Origin of the sequence: Micromonospora echinaurantiaca, from assembly GCF_900090235.1 — a bacterium.
Lineage (GTDB): Bacteria > Actinomycetota > Actinomycetes > Mycobacteriales > Micromonosporaceae > Micromonospora > Micromonospora echinaurantiaca.
The window spans coordinates 3,549,791-3,572,993 of record NZ_LT607750.1 but is presented as its reverse complement, the minus strand read 5'-3'; the positions used below and the strand labels follow the sequence as shown (position 1 = coordinate 3,572,993).

At 66.1% G+C, this 23,203-nt stretch carries 12 protein-coding genes and 8 pseudogenes; 14 read left to right on the top strand and 6 right to left on the bottom strand.

What is annotated here, in order from left to right:
* Window positions 1-363: 363 nt before the first annotated feature.
* Window positions 364-588 (top strand): annotated as a pseudogene (locus GA0070609_RS35035) (transposase); the annotation flags it as partial.
* Window positions 589-642: 54 nt separating this feature from the next.
* Here GA0070609_RS35035 and GA0070609_RS16110 read toward each other — a convergent pair.
* Window positions 643-1,782, bottom strand: a complete 1,140-nt coding sequence (locus tag GA0070609_RS16110; protein WP_088994562.1) for an ISL3 family transposase — start codon at window positions 1,780-1,782, stop codon at window positions 643-645.
* Window positions 1,783-2,100: 318 nt separating this feature from the next.
* Between GA0070609_RS16110 and GA0070609_RS16105 the strand changes: the two are divergent.
* The 7 genes and pseudogenes from GA0070609_RS16105 to GA0070609_RS34400 all read left to right on the top strand — a co-directional run.
* A pseudogene (locus tag GA0070609_RS16105) lies at window positions 2,101-3,335 on the top strand (IS110 family RNA-guided transposase).
* A gap of 487 nt (window positions 3,336-3,822) precedes the next feature.
* A complete protein-coding gene (locus GA0070609_RS16100; protein WP_088994561.1) occupies window positions 3,823-7,365 on the top strand; it encodes a S8 family serine peptidase in 3,543 nt (1,180 codons plus the stop codon).
* Between the two features lie 60 nt (window positions 7,366-7,425).
* The gene (locus GA0070609_RS16095; RefSeq protein WP_088997772.1) at window positions 7,426-8,010 is read left to right on the top strand and encodes an RNA polymerase sigma factor; all 585 of its coding nucleotides are present in this window, start codon (window positions 7,426-7,428) and stop codon (window positions 8,008-8,010) included.
* Window positions 8,011-9,216 (top strand): CU044_5270 family protein, encoded by a 1,206-nt coding sequence (locus GA0070609_RS33250; protein ID WP_172899345.1) that lies wholly within the window; start codon window positions 8,011-8,013, stop codon window positions 9,214-9,216. It begins immediately after the preceding gene.
* A gap of 104 nt (window positions 9,217-9,320) precedes the next feature.
* A pseudogene (locus GA0070609_RS35030) lies at window positions 9,321-10,704 on the top strand (NF041680 family putative transposase); the annotation flags it as partial.
* Between the two features lie 104 nt (window positions 10,705-10,808).
* Window positions 10,809-11,603 (top strand): annotated as a pseudogene (locus tag GA0070609_RS35345) (IS5 family transposase); the annotation flags it as partial.
* A 30-nt stretch (window positions 11,604-11,633) separates the two neighbouring features.
* Window positions 11,634-11,849: pseudogene (locus GA0070609_RS34400) on the top strand (integrase core domain-containing protein); the annotation flags it as partial.
* A 251-nt stretch (window positions 11,850-12,100) separates the two neighbouring features.
* Here the strand turns inward: GA0070609_RS34400 and GA0070609_RS16075 are convergent.
* Window positions 12,101-12,706 (bottom strand): CGNR zinc finger domain-containing protein, encoded by a 606-nt coding sequence (locus tag GA0070609_RS16075; protein WP_172899344.1) that lies wholly within the window; start codon window positions 12,704-12,706, stop codon window positions 12,101-12,103.
* A 339-nt stretch (window positions 12,707-13,045) separates the two neighbouring features.
* On the opposite strand from GA0070609_RS16075, the gene GA0070609_RS16070 reads away from it, so the two are divergent.
* The gene (locus GA0070609_RS16070) at window positions 13,046-14,785 is read left to right on the top strand and encodes an AfsR/SARP family transcriptional regulator (RefSeq protein WP_088994558.1); all 1,740 of its coding nucleotides are present in this window, start codon (window positions 13,046-13,048) and stop codon (window positions 14,783-14,785) included.
* A gap of 188 nt (window positions 14,786-14,973) precedes the next feature.
* Here GA0070609_RS16070 and GA0070609_RS34395 read toward each other — a convergent pair whose 3' ends face one another.
* The 3 genes from GA0070609_RS34395 to GA0070609_RS16060 form a co-directional block, all read right to left on the bottom strand.
* Window positions 14,974-15,390 carry a transposase family protein gene (locus GA0070609_RS34395; RefSeq protein ID WP_231928814.1) on the bottom strand — a complete coding sequence of 139 codons (417 nt, stop codon included), beginning with the start codon at window positions 15,388-15,390 and terminating at the stop codon, window positions 14,974-14,976.
* A 151-nt stretch (window positions 15,391-15,541) separates the two neighbouring features.
* A complete protein-coding gene (locus GA0070609_RS34390; RefSeq protein WP_231928813.1) occupies window positions 15,542-16,096 on the bottom strand; it encodes a helix-turn-helix domain-containing protein in 555 nt (184 codons plus the stop codon).
* Window positions 16,097-16,604: 508 nt separating this feature from the next.
* Entirely contained in the window at window positions 16,605-17,030 is a 426-nt protein-coding gene (locus GA0070609_RS16060) for a DUF6924 domain-containing protein (protein ID WP_157748188.1), read from the bottom strand.
* Window positions 17,031-17,272: 242 nt separating this feature from the next.
* Here GA0070609_RS16060 and GA0070609_RS16055 point away from each other — a divergent pair.
* The 4 genes and pseudogenes from GA0070609_RS16055 to GA0070609_RS16045 form a co-directional block, all read left to right on the top strand.
* Window positions 17,273-18,145: pseudogene (locus GA0070609_RS16055) on the top strand (IS5 family transposase); the annotation flags it as partial.
* Between the two features lie 693 nt (window positions 18,146-18,838).
* Window positions 18,839-20,290 (top strand): nitroreductase family protein, encoded by a 1,452-nt coding sequence (locus GA0070609_RS16050; protein ID WP_231928812.1) that lies wholly within the window; start codon window positions 18,839-18,841, stop codon window positions 20,288-20,290.
* 33 nt (window positions 20,291-20,323) lie between these two features.
* Window positions 20,324-20,540: pseudogene (locus GA0070609_RS34380) on the top strand (IS5/IS1182 family transposase); the annotation flags it as partial.
* Window positions 20,541-20,848: 308 nt separating this feature from the next.
* On the top strand, window positions 20,849-21,754 hold the full coding sequence (locus GA0070609_RS16045; RefSeq protein WP_088994555.1) for a nucleotidyl transferase AbiEii/AbiGii toxin family protein: 906 nt from the start codon (window positions 20,849-20,851) through the stop codon (window positions 21,752-21,754).
* 55 nt (window positions 21,755-21,809) lie between these two features.
* Here the strand turns inward: GA0070609_RS16045 and GA0070609_RS35340 are convergent.
* A pseudogene (locus GA0070609_RS35340) lies at window positions 21,810-22,457 on the bottom strand (IS5 family transposase); the annotation flags it as partial.
* Between GA0070609_RS35340 and GA0070609_RS34365 the strand changes: the two are divergent.
* Complete coding sequence (locus GA0070609_RS34365) at window positions 22,447-22,758, top strand: transposase (RefSeq protein ID WP_331716930.1); 312 nt, start codon at window positions 22,447-22,449, stop codon at window positions 22,756-22,758. The pseudogene GA0070609_RS35340 and the gene GA0070609_RS34365 sit on opposite strands and share 11 nt — an antisense overlap.
* Window positions 22,759-23,203: the final 445 nt, after the last annotated feature.

The following is a 23,203-nucleotide window of genomic DNA, read 5'->3' as shown; positions in this document are numbered from 1 at the left end:
GAGGTTCGAGTTGCGCTAACGCTCGCGGCTATGGCGATGTTCCTCTACACCTTGGGAGCTCCGTTCGAACACGGCGGATGACCGTTCTAGCGAAACACGATGCGACACTTGAGCGAGCGCTCTCGGTCCACAGTTACACGAATCAAGATTCGAACAGTTTCCGTTCCATGTTGCGCGTAGGCAAAGATTGCTGCAGGTCCACGGACGACCTCCAGCGTCGTGCGCAGGAAGTTGTGGGTCCACTTTGCTAGCTTGATCTTTAACCTCCGAGGGCCCCTTGGGGACCCTGGCTGATCACGGAAACAGCCCTTGGCCGATGACTTCTTGTCTAGGGAAGAACATCAATAACCAAGGGCTGTTCCGGTGATCAGTGTGCATGACCATCGTCCGGCTGATCCTGTCGGGGACCTGGACAGGTTCCGGCGGGAGTCCTACGACTGCTTGACCGCGCGTGCCCACGCGTTGTTCGACCTGACGGACGCCGTGTTGTGCGCCGATGGGCCGATCCGGTCGTTGGTGGAGCTGTCGCTGGTGGGTGAGCATCGTCGGGGTCACGGGGCGTTGTATGACGCCCTCGCCTGCGGGCGGCGAGCAGGTCGTCGAGGTGACTGCGTTGATGAGCAGCGAGTTTCTCGGTCGCGGTCATGAGCCAGGCGCCGGGCGACGGCGCGGGGCGTTCGGCGTCCGCGCGGCCCTGATTGAGGTACCGCACGAGCAGGTTGGCGCTGCCCGGTGTAGCCGTGGTCGCGGATCTCGGCCAGCAGCCGGGTCGTTGCCACGTCGGGTTCTTCGGCCCGGCGGCGGCGCAGGTGGTCGCGGGACGGGTCGACCAGTGTTTCGCGGTAGCGCGGCGGGCGCTGCAGGTCCTCGGCGGAGGCGGCGCGGGCATAGCGTTTGACGGTGTTCAGTGCCCAGCCGAGCCGGGCGGGCGCACTCCAGCTGGCCAACACCCTCGTCGAGCAGCGCGTGGACGGCGGCGTGGCGTTGTCGGGTGCGTTCGTCCAGTGGCCGGTCCGGGCGCGGTGGGCCATGCTGCCAGCAGCCCGAGTGCGCGACCACGGTCTTCTCCACGGCCTTGGCCAGGTTGTTCCACAGGTGCCACCGGTCGCTGACCTGCATTGCGTGGGATGCGCCGTCGCGGATCGCGTCGGCGGCAGATCCATCACGGCAGACCACCTCCGCCTCGGGATGCTCACGCAGCCACGCGGCCAGGGTCTCGGCCTTGCGGTCTGGCAGGACGTCAACACGGCCGTGGGTGACCGCGTCCAGCAGCAAGGTGGCATACCGGCGGCCGCGGCGCAGCGCGAAGGCGTCCACGCTGAGCACCGCGGGCGCCGGCGTGTCCGGTATCGGGATTGCCATCAGCACCCGCAGCACCGTGCTGCGCGAGATCCGCACACCCAGCCTCAACAACACCGCCGCACCGGCACGGCCAGCGGTGATCACCGCGAGATCGGCGACCAGGGCAGTCAGCTGCCGGGTCCGCCGCACCCACCGCTGCGCCAGCGCGGGCACCTGCTCGCGGAACGTCCGCTGTGAGCAGGACGCCGCCGCGCAGACCAGCCGGCGAACGCGGACCTGCACGATCACTCCCCGCCCGCCGACCGGGAGATCAGCCAGCTGGCGCTGGTGATAGGCGTGGAGGCGGTCGCTGAGCTGCCCGCACTGCGGGCAGGCCGCCGGCGTCCCCGCCGTTCGGGCCAGGACCTGCACGACCGTCTCTTGATCGATTACCTGCTCGATGACCAGCGAAGACAGCCCAGGGAATACGGACTTGATCAAGTCACACGGGCGTCATGATCACGCCCAGCACTGACCACTCGGGACATTGTCCACCACCGTTTCTGCGCCAGAGCCGTTCGTTTGACAGCGGGAGTTGCCTCTGGTGAGGCCTCCCTTGACGGGCTGAAAATGAGTGTGCGGACAGTCTTGCGACGTCGTGGGTCTGTGGTGCTTCGAGCCCGTTTGACAGCGGGACGCCGGAACCGTGCGTCAGGCGTTCTTGATTGTTGCTACGAGTACGCGACTCAGACTCTTCTCGCCTGCGCGGTTCTCCGGACCGTCCACGCTTCGCCCACCCTGAGCGAGGACGGTGAGATCGTGGACACCCTGGTCCAACGATGCGCGGGACTCGACATCGGCAAAGCCGATCTCAAAGCCTGCGTACGGATTCCCGGCGAGCGAGGCCGCCGCCGCCAAGAGATCCGCACATTCGCGACGACCACCCCGGCACTGCTGGAGCTACGTGACTGGCTCAGCGCCAACGAGGTCACCGTCGTCGGGATGGAAGCGACTGGCGACTACTGGAAGCCGGTCTACTACCCCTGCTCGAGGACGGCTTCGACGTGCAGCTGCTCAACGCCCGGCACATGCGTAACGTCCCTGGCCGCAAGACAGAGGTCGCCGACTCCGCCTGGATCGCCAGGCTGATAGAGCACGGCTTGGTCCGCCCCAGCTTCGTTCCACCGCCACGAATCCGCCGACTTCGTGACCTCACCCGATACCGCACCACCCTGGTCCAGGAACGCACCCGCGAGATCCAACGGCTGGAGAAGGTCCTGGAAGACGCCGGGATCAAGCTGTCGACCGTGGCGTCACACACCCTCGGCGTCTCCGGACGCGCGATGATCGAGGCGTTGATCGCCGGCGAGCGTGACCCTCAGGTTCTCGCTGACCTCGCGCGCGCACGGATGCGCGCGAAGATCCCCGCCCTACGCGACGCCCTCGTGGGCAGGTTCACCGATCATCACGCATTCATCTGCCGTGCGATGCTCGACCGCATCGATGCCACCGCAGCAACGATTGACGCTGTGTCAGCACGGATCCACGACGAAATCGAGCCCTTTCAGGACGTCATCGCCCGGCTCGACACCATCCCCGGCGTGGACGCTCGCACTGCCCAAGTCATCCTGGCCGAGATCGGTGCCGACATGAGCCGGTTCCCAACCCCAGGTCACCTCGCCTCCTGGGCAGGGATGTGTCCCGGAAACTACGAATCCGCCGGCGAGCACCACGGCGGAGCAATCCGCAAGGGCGACTCCTGGCTACGCGGCGCCCTTGGCGAGGCAGCCTCCGGAGCAGCCCGCAGCAAGGACACCTACCTGCAAGCCCGATACCGGCGGATCGCCAGCCGCCGCGGCACCAAACGGGCAGTCGTCGCCGTCGGACACAGCATCCTCACCGCTATTTGGCACATGATCAGCAACGACACCGACTACAACGATCTCGGCGCGGCCCATTTCCTGACCCGCACCGACCCCGCACGACAGGCCCGTCGCCTCATCGGCCAGCTCCACCAACTCGGCTACCAGGCGATCGTCACCCCGGTCCAGTAGAGGCTCATTTTCGACTCAGACCCGCCCAGGTCAGGGTGGCTGTTAGCCGAATCAGATCGTGGGGCGGTGCCTGGCCGACGGTGGCCCATCGGGGTCGGGGGAACCTGGCGGCTGCTTCCGACAACAACAGGGCAGGTGGCGTGAGACCGCCTGCCCTGCTCGCGTGGGGGCGCGGACGTAGTCGCCGTGGCGCCGAGTGCTGTCGGTGTCTCGTGCATGCGGTCCCTGTGCGAGCGGTGGCCTCTTCAGGCAGGGAGGGTCAGTGCGAAGGTACAGACGATTGGTGTTGGGCGTAGTCGCTGTCGCCGTGGCCACGCAGGGTTTTGTTCCGGCTGCTGCGAGCTCGGCTACGGCGCCGTTCGTGACCGCGAAGTCCGGTGATGGGGGCCGGGTGGCGTGGGTGACCTTGGTGACGGGTGATCGTGCGTTGGTTCGCGGGTCTGGGACGCGGGCTGATGTCGTAGTGGATCCAGCGCCGCGGTTCGGGGTGACCCAGTTCCAGCAGTTCAGCCGGGGTGGTGACCGGTACGTCTTGCCAGGCGATGCGGCAGGGCTGGTGCGCGCCGGAGTATTGGACCTGGAGTTGTTCAATGTGACCGGCCTGGTGCGGCAGGGCTACGATGACGCCCATTCCGCCAGCGTCCCGCTCCTCGTGCAGTATACGAAGGGTCGAGCGGCGGCTGGAGCGTCGAAGTCGGCGGGGGCGACAGTTCGTCGACTGCTGCCGGGTGTTGCTTTGATGGCGCTTGACGAGAAGAAGGCAACGGCGTCCCAGTTCTGGACGCAAACCTTGACGGTGGCTGGTGATGGTGCCGCTGGGTCGACGGGGTCTGGTGCCCGTCGGCTGAGCAATGGCATTGGGCGAGTGTGGCTCAACGGCAAGGTTTGGGCCAATCTGGACCAGAGCGTGCCGCAGGTCGGCGCGCCGGCCGCCTGGAGTCGGGGGTTGACTGGCGCCGGGATCACCGTGGCGGTGTTGGACACCGGCGTCGACACAGACCACCCGGACTTGGTGGGGCGGGTCGGGCCGACGAAGGATTTCTCGGGTAAGGGCAATGTTGAGGACGGCAACGGGCACGGGACGCATGTGGCGTCGACGGTGGGCGGGGTGGGGGCGGCCTCGCAGGGTGCGTACAAGGGGGTCGCTCCGGGTGCCCGGCTCGCGGTAGGCAAGGTCCTCGACGACACCGGGTTTGGCACCTTCGACAGTGTTATCGCGGGGATGCAGTGGGCGGCGGCCGAGAGCGGCGCCAAAGTGGTCAACATGAGCCTCGGCGCTGGTCGGTCGGACGGTACTGACCCGGTGTCGGTTGCGGTGAACGAGTTGACCCGCCAGCATGGCACCCTGTTCGTCATCTCTGCCGGCAATTCCGGCGTTGACGAGGCGGTGTCCTCGCCAGCGGTGGCGGATGAGGCGTTGGCGGTGGCCAGCGTGAGTAAGAGTGACCGATTGAGCGACTTTTCCAGCCGTGGCCCGCGAATTGGCGACGGAGCCCTGAAGCCGGACGTGGCCGCGCCCGGTGAAGACATTGTGGCTGCCCGGCCGGCTAACATCCCACCGCTTGGCGAGCCGGTAGGTGACGGTTATCAGCGATTGAACGGTACGTCGATGGCGGCGCCGCACGTGGCTGGGGCTGCGGCGTTGCTGGCGCAGCAGCACCCGGACTGGACGGCGGGCCGGTTGAAGGCAGCGTTGATGAGCACCGCTGCCGAGGTTACGGAGGTTAGTCCGTACGCGGTTGGTGCAGGTCGGGTGGATGTGGCGCGGGCGACCAGCCAGCCGGTCACCGCATTGGGCAGTGTGTCGACCTACCTGCCGTGGCCGAACCAGGGCGTGGTCAAGAGGCAGACGCTGACCTGGCGGAATACCGGAACGGCGCCGGTGACGCTGGCGCTGGCGGCGCGGTTGACCCGGCGTGATGGTGAACCCGCTCCGGTCGGGTTGTTGTCCCTGGCTGCCGACACAGTGACCATCCCCGCCGGCAGTGACGCGTCAGTGCAGGTGACCATTACGGCGCAGGACAAAACCGCTGCGGGCCAGTACTTTGGTGTCCTTACCGCCCGCAGCTCCAACGGAACGGTCAGTACCCGAACCGCCCTGTCGGTGTATCAGGAAGAGGAAAAGTACGAACTCACCGTCAATCTGATCGACCGCGACGGTAATGCACCCACATCTAGCTTCGCACTCCTCGTCGACCTGGACCGGGTGGAGAACAATCACCTTGTTGCGCATGGTGAGAAGATCCGGGTGCCGCGCGGCAGGTACGCCCTGCACGGAAACATCTCTACGCATCGTGACGGGCAGGAGCCGACGGTGAGCCTCATCTCCCACCCGGAGTTGCAGCTCGATCGTGACGCGGTGCAGACCCTGGACGCCCGTGTCGGCAAGCCAATGTCAATCACAACTGACAATCTGGCGGCCCGTGGCGGCGAACATTCCGTAGGTATGGTCAGCAAGATCAGTGACTGCTCCTGCACCTATTCGATGTATGCCGAGCTGGATGCGCGGTTTGGTGCGGTGTTTGCGGCCACAGTGCCCGGCACGAGTTCGACGAGCTTTCTCTTTTTGCAGTCACGTCAGGCGTACGAGCCTAGGCTGGAGCTGTTCGCGCAGACCGCACAGCCGTTCGAGGTCCCGGCCCTTTGGGTCAATGAATCTCCGCCGGCCGGGCGGGGTGCGTTGCCTGTGGTGTACGGCGGCGCGGGCACACCAGAAGACCTGGCCAAGATTGACGCCAGAGGCAAGCTAGTGCTGTTCCAGGTTCCCGAGGGCATCGCCTGGGAGGAAATCTTACTGCGCACAGCGGCTATCAAGGACGCCGGTGGCGAGATGGCGATGGTTACCTTAGCTGATCCGGCCCTTGCCGGGTTGGCCGGTGGCGAGAACCCAATGACCGACCCGGCGCTACCGACGATGGTCGGCGTCGGCCCGACAGTGCAGCGATTTGTCGACGTGGTCAAGGCGGAGTCGACGCAGGCGTCGTACGTCAGCACGCCGGTCCCGAACCTCCGCTACGAGCTGGCATACGGGGCGGAGCACCAGCTCAACACAGACCAGGTTCACCAGCCGAAGACCCGGGACTTGTTCGCGGTGCGGGCCGCCTACCACGATAACGCGGTCAACGCCGTGCATAGCGTGGCGGCGGTCCCTGGATTCGCCGAAACCATTGGCGGCGGAATCTCATGGTTCTTGCCCGTTCACGCAGGCAGAGAGCGCACCGAGTATTTCACCCCTGGCACCTGGGAAATGTTCGAGCAGGCGGGCCCGTCGAATATTGCGATCGAACGTCTGCGCTTCGAGGCCGGGCGCTATTACGACATCGCATGGAATAAGGCGGTTGCCGGACCGTCGTTACGCGGTGTTGTAGAGAACGTCTCGAACCGGCCGTTGGCGTGGCGTAAGGATGACGCGATCGACGTCATCCTGCCGATGTTCGCTGACTCGGCGGGACGCCCGCGGATGCCATGGACGGCTGTAGGCGACAGTGGCTCGATCAGCCTCTACCGGAACGGCCAGCATGCGGGCACTGTTCCGGTGCCCGACACGGCTGTCTTCGAGGTTCCAGACGCGGTCGCCGACTACCGGCTGGTCGCCGAGGCCGACCGAAAGGTTGAGTGGTGGCCGCTGTCGACAAAGGTGACCGCGGTGTGGACCTTCCGCTCATCTGCGGCCGATGACGGGAACGCTCTCCCGATGCTCACCGCGCGGTTCGACCCGGCGGTGGACCTACAAAATCGGGCGCCCGTCGGCGGTGACTTCTCCTTCCCCGTGTATGTGGAACGACAGGACAAGGAGACCGTCGACGTCACCGCGTTCACGGTAGACGTGTCGTACGACGACGGGCGGACCTGGCGACCTGCAATCGTCCGGGCTGTCCGCGACCACTGGAAGATTTCAGTCAACCACACCGCTACCGGCTTCGTCTCACTGCGGGCGAAGGCCACCGACGCGGAGGGCAACACCGTTGAGCAGACGGTACTCCGCGCGTACGAAATTGGCGGCACGGCGGGCCGACGGGGAGCCTTCTAAACGATGCGTACACGAAGCAGCTGTGACAATTCCAATGACAGGAAGACTCCAGTGGACGCCATGTTGGCTCGCCGTTCAGACGCGGCTCTCGTGGCGGGTCCGCCTGATTTGTTCGGTGAGTTGTTCGAGCGGTACTCGGGTTGGCTGTACGACTACAGCGCCCGCCGGGTCGGCCGGCAACTGGCCGAAGACTTGGTGGCCGAGACGTTCCTCGTGGCGTTCTCGCGGCGTGATCGGTACGACCTGTCGGTCTCGAGCGCCCGCCCGTGGTTGTGCGGCATCCTCACGAACCTGCTGCGCAACCACCGTCGGTCGGAGGTTCGATGGCTGCAGGCCCTCGCTCGCTCCGGTGTCGACCCGCTTGCCGAAACACAGCCGATCAGTGAGGCGTTCGACGATCGAGCCACCGAACGGCTTGACGCGCAGGCCCTCATCCAGTCGCTGGCCGGCGCTCTCGCGTCGATGCCCCGTAACCAGCGGGATGTGCTTCTCCTGCACGTGTGGGCGGGTTTGGACTACCCAGAGCTCGCCACCGCGCTCGCCGTGCCACCAGGAACGGTCCGATCCCGGCTCCATCGTGCCAAGGCCCGCCTTCGGAAGGCCTTGAGCGACCGACACATACACGAAGAATGTTCCCGCGATTGATTGGCGAAGGAAGTGGACGATCAGATGGATGCGCATCGACCAGCAGACCTGGACACGTCCAGTCTGCGGGTGCTTACCGAATTCAGGCGAGAACTCACAGGCGCGCCCACCGACGCTAAGGACCGTATGCGGCACGCGGTACTCAACGGGACGTTGCACAACCGGGCTGGCGGTTCGAGCGGTCTGCTTCGGTTCCCGCATTCTCGGCCTACCGCGCTCCCCGAGATCGCCGTGCAGCACCGACCGGAGGTCGAATCACCCGGCCAGCGCCTGCCGAGCTGGGCATGGCGGTCGGGTTTTGCGACCCTTGGAGCCGCTGCGCTGATGGTTGGGGCGATTACAGTCGGCATCACAGGGCAGGCGACCCCGCCAGCGGGCATTCACGCGGCGCAGCAACCACCGCCGAGTGGTTTGGTCGCTCAGAGCTTCGAACTGGCAGCTATGCACGCCGAGACCGAGCCGTTCACGCCGCCGCGCCCCGATCAGTGGACCTACGTTGAGGTGAAGATGGTTCGCGGCAAGGGCGCCGAACAAAAAGGACAGAAAAGGAATGAGACGACCCGGTCTTGGGTACGCGCGGACGGCCGGCAGAGCGCCGAGATGATTGACGGCAAGCTCCATATCCTCCCGGAGACTCTGGATCCCCCGCGTACCTGGGTGCCCCAGGACTACCGGACGTTGGCCGGGCTGCCCACCGAACCGCAGGCACTACTCGACTGGCTGCGGGCCCGGGATTCGACCGGCCAGGACGACAAAGCCCAACGCGACGCCGCCTCGTTCAACATGATCAATTCAATGCTGCGGGAAAACGTGCTTCCTCCCCGTCTGAAGGCGACGCTGCTGCGGGTACTGGCCCTGATCCCCGGAGTCACCCAGTCCGTTGGACCGGTCGACTTTGACGGACGCCCGGCGATCGCGGTCGGCATGGTTCAGGACGGGTGGCGGCGCGAGGACATCCTGCTCGACCCGGCCACCCACGAGTTCCTCGGAAGCCGGACCGTCGTGGTCAAGGACCACACGCTGTATCCCCCGGCTGGCGAGGGCCGTCAGCCTGGGGGACGCCCTGACGACTTGCCCCCGGGGGCTCGTCCCGAAGGAACGGGCCGCGCTGTGCCGGAGGAGGTTAGGCTCAAGGAGGGTGACGTCGAGGTTGAGCTAATCCGGGTCACGGGCAAGATCGTGGACGCGCCCGGCCAGACCAACTGAGCTACTTGATTGAGTGCGGGGCCCGCCCCTGGCAGCAGGGGTGGGCCTTTCGCCTCCTGTGCGGGCGACCATCCTCCAGCTGATTCCGTCGGGGACCTGTGTGTGCCGACGCGTTGTTCGACCTGGCGGACGCCGTGTTGTGCGCCGATGGGCCGGCCCGGTCGTTGATGGGTGAGCATTGTCGGAGTCACGGGGCGTTGTATGACACCCTCGCCTGCGGGCAGCTGGACATCGACCGGCTGCGTACCGCCCTCGCCGGAGTGCCGCTGCCGCGCGCGGCCGACGGGCGTCTCGTTCTGGCGGTGGGCATCATCTGCTGGCTGCGGCCGGACGTGCACACCTCACCGCAGCGGATCCTGTGTCACACCTACGGCCGTGGTAAGGACCGGACGATCATGGTTCCGGGCTGGCCGTATTCGGTGGTCGTGGAGTTGGAGTCGGATCGCAGTTCATGGACCGCGCCGTTGGACGCGGTGCGGCTGGCGCCCGGTGTTGACGCGGCGACGGTCACCGCCGGGCAGGTGCGGGACATCGTGGGCCGGCTGGTATCGGCCGGGCAGTGGCGGCCGGGTGATCCGGAGGTGCTGGTCGTGGCAGATGCCGGCTACGACGCGCCCCGCCCCGCGTTCCTCCTGGCCGATCTGCCCGTGCAGGTCCTGGCGCGGATGCGCTCGGACCGGGTACTCCGCGGAGCCGCGCCACCACGGCAGCCGGGAACAATCGGCCGGCCGCCCCGTCACGGCGGCGAGTTCGCCTTCGGTGATCCCGCCAGTTGGGGCGAGCCCGACGCGGCCACCGTCACCGACATCCGCCTCTACGGCACCGCATGGGCCTGAGCCTGGAACCGGCTGCATCCCCGGCTGACCCACCGCAACGCCTGGATAGACGCGGCGAAGGCACTGCCGGTAATCGAGGGAACAGTCATCCGCCTTGAGGCCGAGCACCTGCCCAGCGGCGCGACCCCGAAGCCGGTGTGGATGTGGTGGTCCGGCGTCGACCTCGCCGCCGCTGACGTCGACCGGCTTCTGGCAGACCCTCCTGCGCCGCTTCGACATCGAGCACACGTTCCACCTGTTCAAGCAGACCCCCTCGGCTGGACCTGCCCGAAGATCCGCACCCCGCAGGCAGCCAACCGCTGGACCTGGCTGATCCTCGCCGCCTACACCCAGCTCCGCCTGGCCCGCACCGCGGCCGCCGACCTGCGCCGCCCGCGGGAGAAACCGACACCACCGCAGCGCCTGTCACCCGCCCGCGTCCGGCGAGGGTTTCGACACCTCCACGCGACGGCACCTGCCCCGCTGGCGCACCGAAACCCTCCCGGCCAGGACCTGGACGGTCACCCGGCCGCCGCAACACCCAGCCCACCCCACGTCACGACGTCCACATCGCGACCACCAAGAAGAACAACAAACCGGGCACCAAGAAGACGAGGACCGCGAATCCCGCCCATGCCGAACAGGTAAAGATCAAGAAAGGCGCGTTTCGTAAGTGGATGTTGGCCGGGTGGGGATACGGGGTGGCGGCGACCGATAACCGAATAGATGTTCGGAAAGTGGGCTAGCGACCAAGGAGACCTGAATGCCGGAGACCTCGTGGCCAGCCGAGCGGCGGCGGAGCGGCATGACCTGAGCGACATCCAGTGGCAGCACCTGCACCCGTTGCTGCCTGAGGAATCGTCGCGGGGAAGACCGTGCAAGTGGACCAGACGACAGATCATCGACGGCATACGGTGTAGGTACGCACCGGTGCGTCATGGCGTGACCTGCGCGCGAACTACGCCCCTTGGCAGACGCTGCATCGATGGTTCCGGCGCTGACAGCGTGACGGCACGTGGGCTCGCGTCCTGGCCGGTACTGCAAGCCGCTGCCGATGCGGCCGGGCGCGTCGACAGCGTCAGCGTCGACTCCACGATCAGCCGCTTCCATCAACGCGCTGCCGGCTCCCGTCGTGACGGCGACCGGCAGAAAGAACCACTCGGCGGGATCCATGCCGAGCCCGTCGATCACGCGCTGGGCCGCTCGCGGGGCGGGTGGACCACCAAGACCCATCTTGCCTGTAACCAGGCCGCAAGGTCCTCGCCGCCGTCGTCACGGCCGGCCACCGCGGTGACAGCCCGCGATCTCACCACGGTCCTTCGACCGCATCCGGGTCACCCGCTGCGGGTCCGGCCGGCCCCGAACCGCCCACAGCAGGTTCTCGCGGTCCGGGCATAACACGTCCAGTGCCAACCGCGCCTACCTACGCCGACGAGGAATCAAGGCCTCCACCCCGAAGCAAGAGCGACCAAGACGCCCACCACCTCGCGGAAAGGCTCCCGCGGCGGCTGGCCACCCGCCTTCAGCCCTGACACCTACCATCAGCGCCACGACGTGGACGTTGGTGACGCAGGCGGGATCTTGAAATGAGCCGCCGTGAACAAGGCCCGGCCATTCCGCCCACAAATCAACGGCAAGGTCGAACGCTTCCACCGGACCCTCACCGACCAATGGGCTACGCCAAGGCCTACGCCTCAGGCTGCGCCGCCGAGCCGCCTTGCCCACCTTGCTGCACGCCTACAACAATCACCGCTACCACACCGGCTCGGCGGCCCACCCGCCAGCCGCGTTCCCAACCTCTCCGGACAGAACGCCTAGCCGGTAGTCGTCGCTTGACGCTGCATTCCGGGCTTGGCTTCGGCAACAGCGGCTCGGGCCGAGTTACAAGCAACCGGCCTAACGCAACGACGTGTATACCGGCGATCGCGTTGATAGACCGAAGACCTTGGTGAGCCCCGATCCGCGCTGCACGGTTTGGAGATCAAGCTCATGGGCAGGCCCTCACCACCTGGTTATCCAGACCCCCACGGCCGCCACGAGGCACCTCTTGACGCGGTCCGCCGCGGCGCTCACCTCACATCTGTTGAAGTCCCGTCGCTGACGACAGCGCTTGGAGCATAGCGCCCCGCATGAGCGTGCTTGTGTCGCCATGTCTGCTGTTTCGCTCGATTGCCGCACGAACCCATGGAACACCACTTCCCACTACGCGCCCGCGAACGATCGTAAAAGGCCCACTCACAGGTGTCGTTAGCGCAAGCCTTCAATCGGCGCCAAGTCCCGTCGTTCATGGCCCCGATCACGATTGTCACTAGCTCACCGACCAGAAAATCTACCCCCGTACCGGCCGAACCGATGGTCCACCCCCCGCTACGGGTGAACAAGATCGACAGCTTGCGCGCAGCCTGGTCGAGCACTTGGACGGCGGACTCAGGCGCCGGGGTGTCGGTATGGTTTGCGCGCAGCAGGTCGCGCAGCGCTTCCCGGACGGCGATCACTCGACGCAGCTGGGCGTCGCTGACCGATTGCTCGGCTTGGAGTAGGTCCACCTCTCGCAGCCACTTCAGTAGTCCATCAGTCGAGGCCAGCCGATCAGTGCCGGCTTCGACGTCTAGCGTGTTGACGAACCTACGTACCAGCTCGAGCCGTCCCGGAGCCTGAGGATTCAGCTCGGTCATGAGAAGCAGCATAGCAACCGTCTTGCGCCTGAGGTCGATCAGGCCTAACCTGCTAGGCGGCTGTAGCGGTTACTGTCAGCGATGGGCGAGCGATTGCACGACGGGGGGTACAACCTACGCCCACGGATTTGCTCCTGCGCGTTACGCGCGTAGCGCTCGATCCCTGAGGTGGATCTTGCGCAGGCGTCCATAGTTGCCAACAAGCGCTAGCGAAGCAGTGCTTCTCACGAAGGAGAGCACCTCGATTGCATTCAGAAACCGATCACTGGCTGGTGAAGCTTGAAACTCGCAGCGCTTGCTAGTCAAGCAAGTGTTGCTGCCGGATAGGTGAAACAGGCTATGGAGTTTCGGATCTTGGGTCCCCTGGAAGTCTGGGAGGCCGGACAACAGATCGCTGTGGGTGGACCGAAGCAGCGACGGGTGTTGGCAGCGCTAATCCTGGGGCGCGGCCGAGTGGTGCCGATCCAGCGGCTTGTGGATGCCGTGTGGGATGGCAAGCCGCCCTCAACGGCCCGAAAGCAAGTTCAGAATGCAGTTTCCGCATTGCGGCAGACTGCGATCGGAACAGCTGTGATTGCACAGGGTCCGGGCTACGCGATTTGTGCCGGAATCGAGCAAGTCGATGCATGGCAGTTTGAGGAATGCCTAACTCTGGCGGGCGCTTCTCGGGCTGACCGTGACCTAGCCGGGGCAGCCGAAGCGTTGCAAGCGGGTCTGATGCTGTGGCGAGGGCCCGTGCTGGCGGGTGTCGGCGGGGCGGTGGCTAGTGCAGCGGCGGCTCAGCTAGAGGAACGCCGCCTAGCAGCCATTACCGAGTGGGCGGAGGTCAAACTGGCATTGGGCCGCCACGCCGAGGTTGTTGACGAGATCACTGCCGCTGTAGAAGCTAATCCGCTTAGCGAGCCACTGGCCGGCTTGCTGATGATTGCCTTGTACCGTTGCGGACGGACAGCCGATTCGCTAGTCCGTTATCATCGGGTTCGTCGTGCGCTGATCGACGAGTTAGGAATCGAGCCCGGGCCGGAACTGCTGAGGTTGTATGAACGGATCTTGATCTCCGATCCGGCCCTACGTCATCACGCGGCCGCCCCGGCGCGCCGCAACGACCTGCCGCGAGACCTCCCACATTTCGCAGGTCGGACGACGGAGCTAGGGCGACTGACGTCCGGCGCGGACGCGGGGCGGGCGCCTGCGATTCACGCGATTTATGGTATGGCGGGCATTGGGAAGACGGCCTTGGCTGTGCACGCCGCTCACCGTCTGGCAGTTCGCTATCTTGACGGACAGCTATTCGTGAACCTGCACGGGCATACCCCTGATCGATCACCGCTTGCCCCGGAGGCCGCCTTAGATCTGCTCCTGCATGCGGTCGGGCTACCTGAATCGAAAATACCGAAGGGCATAGATGAAAAGGCGGCACTCTGGCGAGCCGAAACAGCTAAGCGTCGCCTACTTATTCTACTCGACGATGCCCTAAGCGCCGCCCAGGTGCGACCTCTCCTGCCTGGTTCGGCTATGTGCCTGGTTTTGATTACCAGTCGGCGCAGGTTCACGGGATTGGACGGCGTTGAAGTTCTATCATTGGATGTTTTGAACGAAGCGGACGCAATCAGTTTATTTGCCGGAATAGTCGGCATCGATCGCGTTCAACAGGAACGCGATGCTGTCGTGGAGGTAACTCGCCTGTGCGGCGGCTTGCCCCTAGCGCTGAAGGCCGTCGCGATGCGGCTACGGAACCGTCCTAGCTGGCCCGTCGAGCATCTGGTTGAGCGACTACAGGACCAAATTGGCGGGAATGCACTGCTAGTCGCTGGCGATGACGGAGTGGCGACCGCGTTTGCCCAATCCTGCCAGCGGATGTCTCCGGAGCAGCAACGCTTCTTTCATCTGTTGGGTCTACAAGCAGGATCGGACATCGATGCGCACGCTGCGGCGGCGCTAGCCGGCCTTTCCTTAGCGCGGGCCGAGGTGCTGCTCGAGACCCTGTGTGACATGCATCTCCTGACGCAGCAGGTACCAGGTCGATACCGCTTTCACGACCTGGTACGCGCACATGTTCACGCTTGCGCTTGTCTCTAGCCCGTTCAAGGGTGTCGCAGCTGATCACACCGGAACCCTCGGCCCATGAATATGTCTCCCTTGATTTCGATGGTGTCGGTCGTTGGCCCTGGTTGATGATGCCCATGGGCCCTGGTCGATCATCACCCCGGTATAACGACCTCGTGCACGGTTGTCTGGGGTCACCGTCTCCTCGGAGATTGGCCGCTTCATCGGGTGGTGGGCTGTGGCTGGTAGGGCCTTCGGTCGCTTGGCGGTGTGTTCTGGTGCGGTTGGTGTGTTGGTGGTCGGACAGCAGGCCTGCGATGGCGCCGACGGAGGCGTCGAAGTTCGCGTCGGCCGTGGTAGCGGGCCAGGATCCGCCAGTTCTTGAGGTGGCCGATGACGTGCTCGACTCGGATGCGCTGTGACGAGTGCCGTTTTCGAGCCGCGTCGTGTGCGGCGATGACGCTCGGTGGCAGCGACTTATGGCCTTTCCGCGGTTTGGGTCTTGGGGTGATCACCGTGCCAGCGGTGTCTGTACCGAGTCCTTGGTAGCCGGCGTCGGCGAGGACCTGAACCCCGATCGGCGTGTGGAGAAGCAGGTCGACGAGGCCTGCGGTCCGTGCCTGGGTGATGTCGTGCATCGAGCCCGACCGGGTCTCGCCGCAGAAGAGCAGCCGACCGGCCGGATCGCAGATCGCCAGGCCGTGTTCAGCCGGGCCTTGCCGGAGACGAAACGGTCCCGGCCTGCCCGGCCCTCGATCGGTCGGCGGACCCGCACCTCGGTGGCGTCCATCAACGCCTGCGGGTGGTGGCCCAGGTAGGCCGCCATGTCGGCGAGGGTGCGTAGTCACGCCGTCGGGCACCCGGCAGCCGCGCTCGCCAGCAGCGGCCGCGCCTCGGCGAACTGCGGGTGATCGTTGAGCGGTGCACTCCGAACCAGTCGGCCACCACGTCATGGGTCAACCCGTGCCGTAGATGCACCAGCGTGGCCAACAGGCGATCCCTGAACTCGAACCGGTGTTTCGCCCCAGCGCCAATCCCGCGCCGACGCGTCCGAGCGGCAAGCCGATCACGGTGCCGGGCCTGCCAGCGCGGCGCCAGCTCCACAACCAGCCCTCGATCACCAGCCGGGACAGCCCCCTCATCCGACGATTCATCAGGATCGCAGCACCGACCATGACTCGAATAACGATCATCGATACCTAAAGATCCGCAACCGTGCACGAGGTCGTAAGGGCTGTCTCGTATCCGGTGAAGGCGTTGCCCGGTGCCGTGGCCGGCCACGATCGCCACGACGTCACCCTTGCTGCTGCCCTGATCGACAATGTCCCCATTGACCAGAGGCATCCGAGTCCGCGGCGAGGAGGATGCCATCTCCGTCAGTGATTAATTGATGTTTCGAGTTCGCGCGGCGAGCTCGGGCCGGTATTGGGCACCCTCGTTGATCATTCGGATGCAGGAGCCGTCGCTCACCACGCCCGGGACATGTTCAGGTGGCCGGCGGCCCAGGGCTTGCCCAGTAGGACACCGTGCAGTCGGTCCCACACGCCCGCGTCGTTGCAGTCTCGTAGCCGATGCCAACAGGTCACGCCTGATCCGAACCCGAGTACCCGGAGCGGGTACTCCCGGAGGAACCTGGTGTGAGTACGAGCGCGATCCGCACGACACGTTCCGGTCATCAAGCGGCTTACTGCGAGGGGTAGCGCCACTGAAGAGGCGGGAGTCACGGCAGCAACGCTCGACTCGGCTCACAGGCCGTCCGAGACGATCAAGACGATGCAGACCACTCATCATTACCAATCAATGTAATTATAGTTTACAAGGGACAGATTCTGCGGACCGTATAGCAGTTTGATTAGAAGCCTCGAAAGACGCCATCCGATCCTGTCGATCGCGCAAATTCAAAGAAGTCCATGTTCGCAATCGATAGGTTGTTTCCAATCGCATGGACCTGCCTCGGCAGCGTTCTAAACGGTCCTGTCTCGTCTCTCTCGTTCAGATTGACGACAAGCAGGGGACGCTCCGGCAGAGAGACGGTGAGGGCGTCGACGATGAACACGACCGGGTGCCTGTACTGACGCGGGTAGGCGCGGGGGTAGCCGGCTGCGATTGCCGTCTCGCTGAGGCCAATCAGCGCTCGGTCTTCGACGAACTCGACGCTGGCAACGAAGCCCTCTTTCGTGGGGCTTAGGATCTCGTCCTTTATCTGCCCCCAGATAGCGTCGTCGCGAAAGTCCGCACGTATGACTGGAAGGCACCACGTCTCTGGCAGATGAGCCACGTGCACAGCCTAGGTCATGCCGCCCTTGCGACTGAACCCCGGCCAGGCCAAGCGTTCTGATCGCCCTTTTCTAAGCTTCAATACGTAGGGTTCCGACGCCTCGGTCTACGGCATGGCCCTAGGCAGTGTCTCGAAGTCGGGGGCGGCGTGTCGGTGATCGATAGACGGCGAGGTCTCCGGTAGAGGGTTTTTCGACCAAGAAGAACCTGAATACCGGAGACCTCGTGGCCACCATAGCGGTGATGAGGCGGCACGACCTGACCGACGCGCAGTGGGCGGTGCTGGCGCCGCTGCTGCCTGCGGGCAAGCGGCCAGGTCGGCCGTCGTAGTGGAGCAAGCGGCAGCTCATCGACGGCATCCGGTGGCGGGTTCGCGTCGGTGCGCCGTGGCGGGATGTGCCGGCGTGTTATGGCTCCTGGCAAGCCGTGTACGCGCTGTTTCGACGGTGGCAGCGGGCCGGGGTCTGGCAGCAGATCGTCACCGAGCTTCAGGCCTGCGCCGACTTGGCTGGGTTGATCACCTGGGATGTCAGCGTCGACTCCACCATCGCTCGGGCCCACCAGCACGCCGCCGGCGCACGTCGGTGCCCGCAGCAGCAGGCCGAGCCGCCGGGTGGGGTGGGGGCGGAGCGAGCCGACCACGCCCTCGGGCGTTCCCGCGGCGGGTGGACCACGAAGCTGCACCTGGCGTGCGAGCAGGGCGGCAAGCCACTGTCGATGCTGCTGACCGCCGGGCACCGCGGTGACAGCCCACAATTCGCCGCGGTGCTGGCCGGTATACGCGTACCTCGGCTCGGCACGGGCCGCCCCCGCGTGCGACCGGACCGGGTCATCGCCGACCGTGCCTACACCTCCCGCGCCAACCGCGCCCACCTGCGCCGCCGTGGAATCAAGGCCTGCATCCCCAGCAAGGTCGACCAGGACGCGCACCGCCGCGCCAAAGGCTCCGCCGGCGGCCGGCCACCCGCCTTCGATCCCGAGGTCTACCGGCAGCGCCACGCTATCGAGTGCGGCATCAACCGGCTCAAACGCCACCGGGGCCTGGCCACCCGATACGACAAGCTGGCCGTCCGCTACGAAGCCACCATCCACGTCACCGCCATCAACGAGTGGCTACACGCACGCACTTCGAGACACGCTCTAGCCGGTCCGTGGTGCGCCCCTACGCCAATGCCGCCTTCGATACATCTGATCTGGCTACAGTCGGTGAGGCCGAAAACCTGATCTTGTCTATCCCCCTTCCCTCTTGATCGCGCGGCGATCGGCGTTCGACTCCGTTCGGCCCCAGCCTGAGCCAGGTCCGCGAACCATCTTGCAGTGTGTGGTCGCCAGGTCTAACCTGCTAGAGGCCGGAGGTGGTTACTTCCAGTCGGAGTCAAGCCATTACCCAATGTCACGGAGCTAGATCGAGGGTGAGACGGTGATAGGCGACTCAATCGGGGGCGAGCAGTGGTGTCGGGTTGGCGTGACTCGGCGCCACTGCTCGTGCCGACCTTCATCATCGGCCTTGCCCATGGCGTGCCCGGGAACCGGTGATGGCTCGATCGGCAGCAGCGAGTGTGGAAGTCGGGAACGGATTTGCCGGCACCTCCGTTGTTAAGTCGTTTCGTTAGGCTTGTCAGTTGCACAAGCCGCCGATTCGTTAGAGCACGTCAACCCCAAACAGCCATAGGAGAATGTCGGCGACGTCGACAGTCCGACGGGTGCAGGCAGGCAATATCGAACGCCATTGTTGACGTGGGTTAAGTGAGGCTAGGCAGTGGAGTTGCCGTTATACGGGACCTATAGTGCGAAATTGGATCATGAACCATGCGAACCCGAATGGATCTCGACTCCGGCGCCGGGCTGCTGCACCGGCTGACGTCCTACCTGCCGAGCCGCGAGTGGAACGTGCCGGCGGACGACCCGCGGGTGCGCCAGGACCTCGTGCCGAACGATCCCGCGACCCTGCCTCCGCCGGTGAAGGGCTACCCGGACGGGTTGCCCGTCGTGGCGCTGCCGCGGGACCTGCCCGACCCGGGCGTACCGGCGACGGCCGTTCTCGCCGGCGTCACCGGCCCGGCCCGGCCACTCGACGCGGCGCAGCTCGGGCGCGTGCTGTTCCTGGGCGCCGGCGTGGTCCGCACCGCCCGGCGCGACGGCCGGCCGATCTACTACCGGGCCGCCGGGTCGGCCGGGGCGCGCTTCCCGCTGGAGGTCTACGCGAGCACCCGCGGCGTCGCCGGGGTCCCGGACGGCGTGCACTGGTACGACCCGGCGCGGCACGCGCTGGTCCAGGTCGCCCCCGCCGCCGCCGGGGCGGTGACCACGCTCGTGGTGACCGGCGTGCCGTGGCGGACCGGTTGGCGCTACGCCGAGCGGGGCTGGCGGCACCTCTACTGGGACGCCGGCACGCTGCTGTCCCAGCTGTCGGCGGCCGCCGCGAGCGCCGGTCTCCCGGCCCGGCTGCGGTCACGCTTCCCGGACGCCGTGCTGCGGACCCTGGTCGGCGCGGACGGGGTGCACGAGTACCCGCTGGCCCTGCTGTCCCTCGGCGACGGCGAGCCGGCGATCGGGCCGGCCGGGCCCGCCGCCCCGGGCGACCTGCCGCCGGTCGAACTGCCGCTCTGCACCGCCGCGCAGCGCGCGGGCGACCGGACCGACCTCGGGCAGCCGTGGCCGCAGGCGGCCCCGCTGCCGGACTTCCCGCCGTCGGACACGCTCGACGAGGTGATGCGCCGGCGCGGCTCACAGCGGCGGATGGACCGCTCCCGGACCCTGCCCCGCGCCGCGCTGGAGTGGCCACTGGCCGCGGCCCTGCGCGGGGTGCCGGTGCCGCACTGGGTCGCCGTGCACGGCGTCGACGGCGTGCCGCCCGGCCTCTACCGGTGGCCCGACCTGTCCCGGCCGCTGCGCGCCGGCGACCTGCGCGACGAGCTGCTGCGGATCTGCCTGGACCAGTCGCTCGCCGGCGACGCGGCGTACGTGGTCATCGCGGCCACGCCGCTGGCCGGGCTGGACGACCGCGGCTACCGGGACGCCCAGCTCGCCGCCGGGCTGGTCGAGGGGCGGCTGCACCTGGCCGCGTACGCGCTGGGCGCGGGGGCGTCCGGGATGACCTTCATCGACTCCGAGGTGCCCGGCCTGCTGGCCGAGCCGGACGAGCTCGCGGCCCTGCTCTTCACCTGCGTCGGCGTCCCCGCATACCGCTCCCGCGCCGGGGGCCGGCCGGGCGCCCCGGTCGAGATCCGCCCGGTGGTGCCCCGCCTCGGCCGGTCCTGAGCCTGGGTCGGATCGGTGTGCGGGCAGTAGTCGGGGCCGTGGCGGGATAGCTGTCAGGTCATGAATGGGATTTTGTGAAGCCGCAGATCGGGGCGCCGTTGCGCGTGACTGATGGAAGGATTCGAGCCGTCGAAGACCTGCCACGTACGCCTGCCGGCGGAGCGCCGACGTTACGTGGGATCGGATCCATGCGGCGGCTCAGGTCCACGACGACGGCACCCCGATGCAGAGAACGATTAGCGTGGACTCAGATCCACGAGTCTTCGGTGGATGGCAAGGCATTGGGATAGGAACTATCAACTAAAGAAGGAACCCGCTACTGGACACCTCGTGGCCACCCATCGCGCTGACGAGCCGTACGGCCTTCCAGCGCCCAGCGAGCGGAGATTGTGCCCTTGCTTGCTACGGGTAAAGCGGCAGTGTGCCGGTGCCAGGGATGTAGGATTGCCCAAAGATTTCTAATCTAAAGTACACTCTTGTTGTGGCGGAGAATTGGGGTCCAACGCAGGGTTTCCGACCTGCTCCTATCGCATAAGTTGATGATCGGAGGGAAAGAGGATGGGGTCTGCGCACGCCGGTACGCCCGGCCGTTTGGGTGCCTATTGTCCGCTGCCGCGCCAGGCCGGACTGCTGCAGCGGGCAGCGTTCGATCCCGTGCTCAAGCAATACGACAACGCCTACCGCGCGGGTAAGCTTGAGTTGTTGGACCCAGCTGCTGGTCAGCGATGGCTCGCTGCGCGCCGTGCCGCGTTGTACCACCTGATTACCATCATCGCCGACACTCCTTGGAGGCAGCAACTGGTCATGTTTGGCAGCTTCCCCATGACGGCGTGGTTTGGAGCAGCCGCTCGAGAGCCCGGCGACATCGATTTCGTAGTCACGCCGTTTTCGTTGAACATCCACAGCGGCGAGGCCGAGGCAATGCTAACCGGCATTGTGCGTGAGATGCGCAACCGGCCCGGCGCCGGCCTGGCCCCTGAATTAGCGCAGGCATCTGCCACATGGACCTACGAACGTATCAACGGGCAGCGGCTGACAATCCCGTTCACCACCGAAGACGGGCTAACCGGAGCGATGCGAATCGACTTCGTTTTCAACGAGCCTCTTCCTCTTAAGCCTGTCACGATCCGATTCAGCGGCGTCGATCATCCCGTTCTTTCGGCAAGCCCAGCGCTGTCACTTGCTTGGAAGCTCCGCTGGCTCGCGACGGACATACACCCGCAAGGTAAGGACCTCTACGACGCTACACTACTCGCCGAATACACCACCGTGAGTCTGCAGCTCATACGGGATCTACTCCAACGGCAACTGAGCACCGAAGCCGATGAGTTCGCCGCCGAATCGGTTCTCGACTGGGATATCGACTGGAACACGTTCACCGACGATTACCCCGGTATTCGTGGCAGCGCCAGAGCCTGGAAGCACCGGCTGGCTCTCGCTCTCGACCGAGGATTCAGTGATTGAGCGTCCCTCTCCACAGTGGAGAACGGCTTAGAGTTGATGACGTTCGAATCGTAGGCGCCCTGATCCCACGGCGGCGTACGTAGGTCCGGCTGGCGCGGGAGGTGTAGGCCCGGTCGGCCATGACCCGATCGGGTCGCACGCGGGGACGACCGACACCGAGGCGGGGCACGCGGATGCCGGCAGCAGGGCGGCGAACTGCGTGCTGTCACCGCGATGCTCGACGCTCAGCGGCATCGACAGCGGTCTGCCGCCCCGCTCGCAGGCCAAGTGCAGCTTGGTGGCCGAGAGCATGGTCACCTGGCTCGGCACCGACTCCGCCGGGCGGCTCGATCTGCTGCTGCGGGCGACGACGTGCGTTCGCAGCGTGCTGGCGCTCGAGCGATAGTGGAATCGTCGCTCACATCCCGCGTGATCAACCGGCCGTGTCCGCACGACCCTGCGACCCTGGTCACGATCTGCTGCCAGACCCCGGTCCGCTGCCAGCGTCGGAACAGCGCATAGATCGCTTGCAAGGAGCCGTAGCAGGCGGGCACGTCCCGCCACGGTGCACCGACCCGCACCCGCCACCGGATGCCGTCGATGAGCTGCGCTTGCTCCACTGGGCCGATCGGCCCGGCCGCTTACCCGCAGGCAGCAGCGACTCCAACACCCTCCACTGGGCGTCGGCCAGGTGGTGCCGCCTCGTCACCGCTATGGTGGCCACGAGGTCTCCGGTGTTCACGTTCTTCTTGGCGATGAACCCACTACCGGAGACCTCGCCATCTGTCGCACCGAAACGCCGCACCCGACCTCGAGACACTGCCCAGTACGGCAGCCGCCGTTCGGGATCATGGCGTCCAGGTCGACCGTCGCAGCGAAGAAGGCGGCAGCTCATCGACGTGATCCGGTGGCGGGTGCGAATTGGTGCGCCACGGCGGGACGTGCCAACATACTGCGGCTCCTGGCAAGCGGTCTATGCGCTGTTTCGGCTCTGGCAGGGGGCTGCGTCTGGCAGCAGATCGTGACCGGGTTGCAGGCCCGCGCCTACTCGACCGGCTCATTAGGTCGGGTGTAGGCATCGACTCGTCCATCGCCCGCGCCCACCAGCACGCCGCCGGCGCGCGTCGGCGCCCGCAGCAGCAGATTGAGCCGCCGGGCGAGGCGATTATCGAGCCGACCGACCACGGTACCGCGGTGACACCCCCAGTTTCCCGCAGCGCTAGTAGGTGTTTACGTTCCTCTCTTAGGCGCTGGTGTCCGCGCGTTCGGCCTCACCGAGGCATCGCCGACCGAGCCTACACCTCCCGCGGCGACCGCGCCTCCCTGCGCCGACGTGGGATCAAGGCCTGCATCCGTGCAAGGTCGACCAGGACGCAAACCGCCGCGCCAAGCTGTAGGGCACCTTGGTTTCGACGGAATGTGAATGCCGATCTCGCGTGCAGGCGGGGTGGTTCCTGAGCCGACGTACTG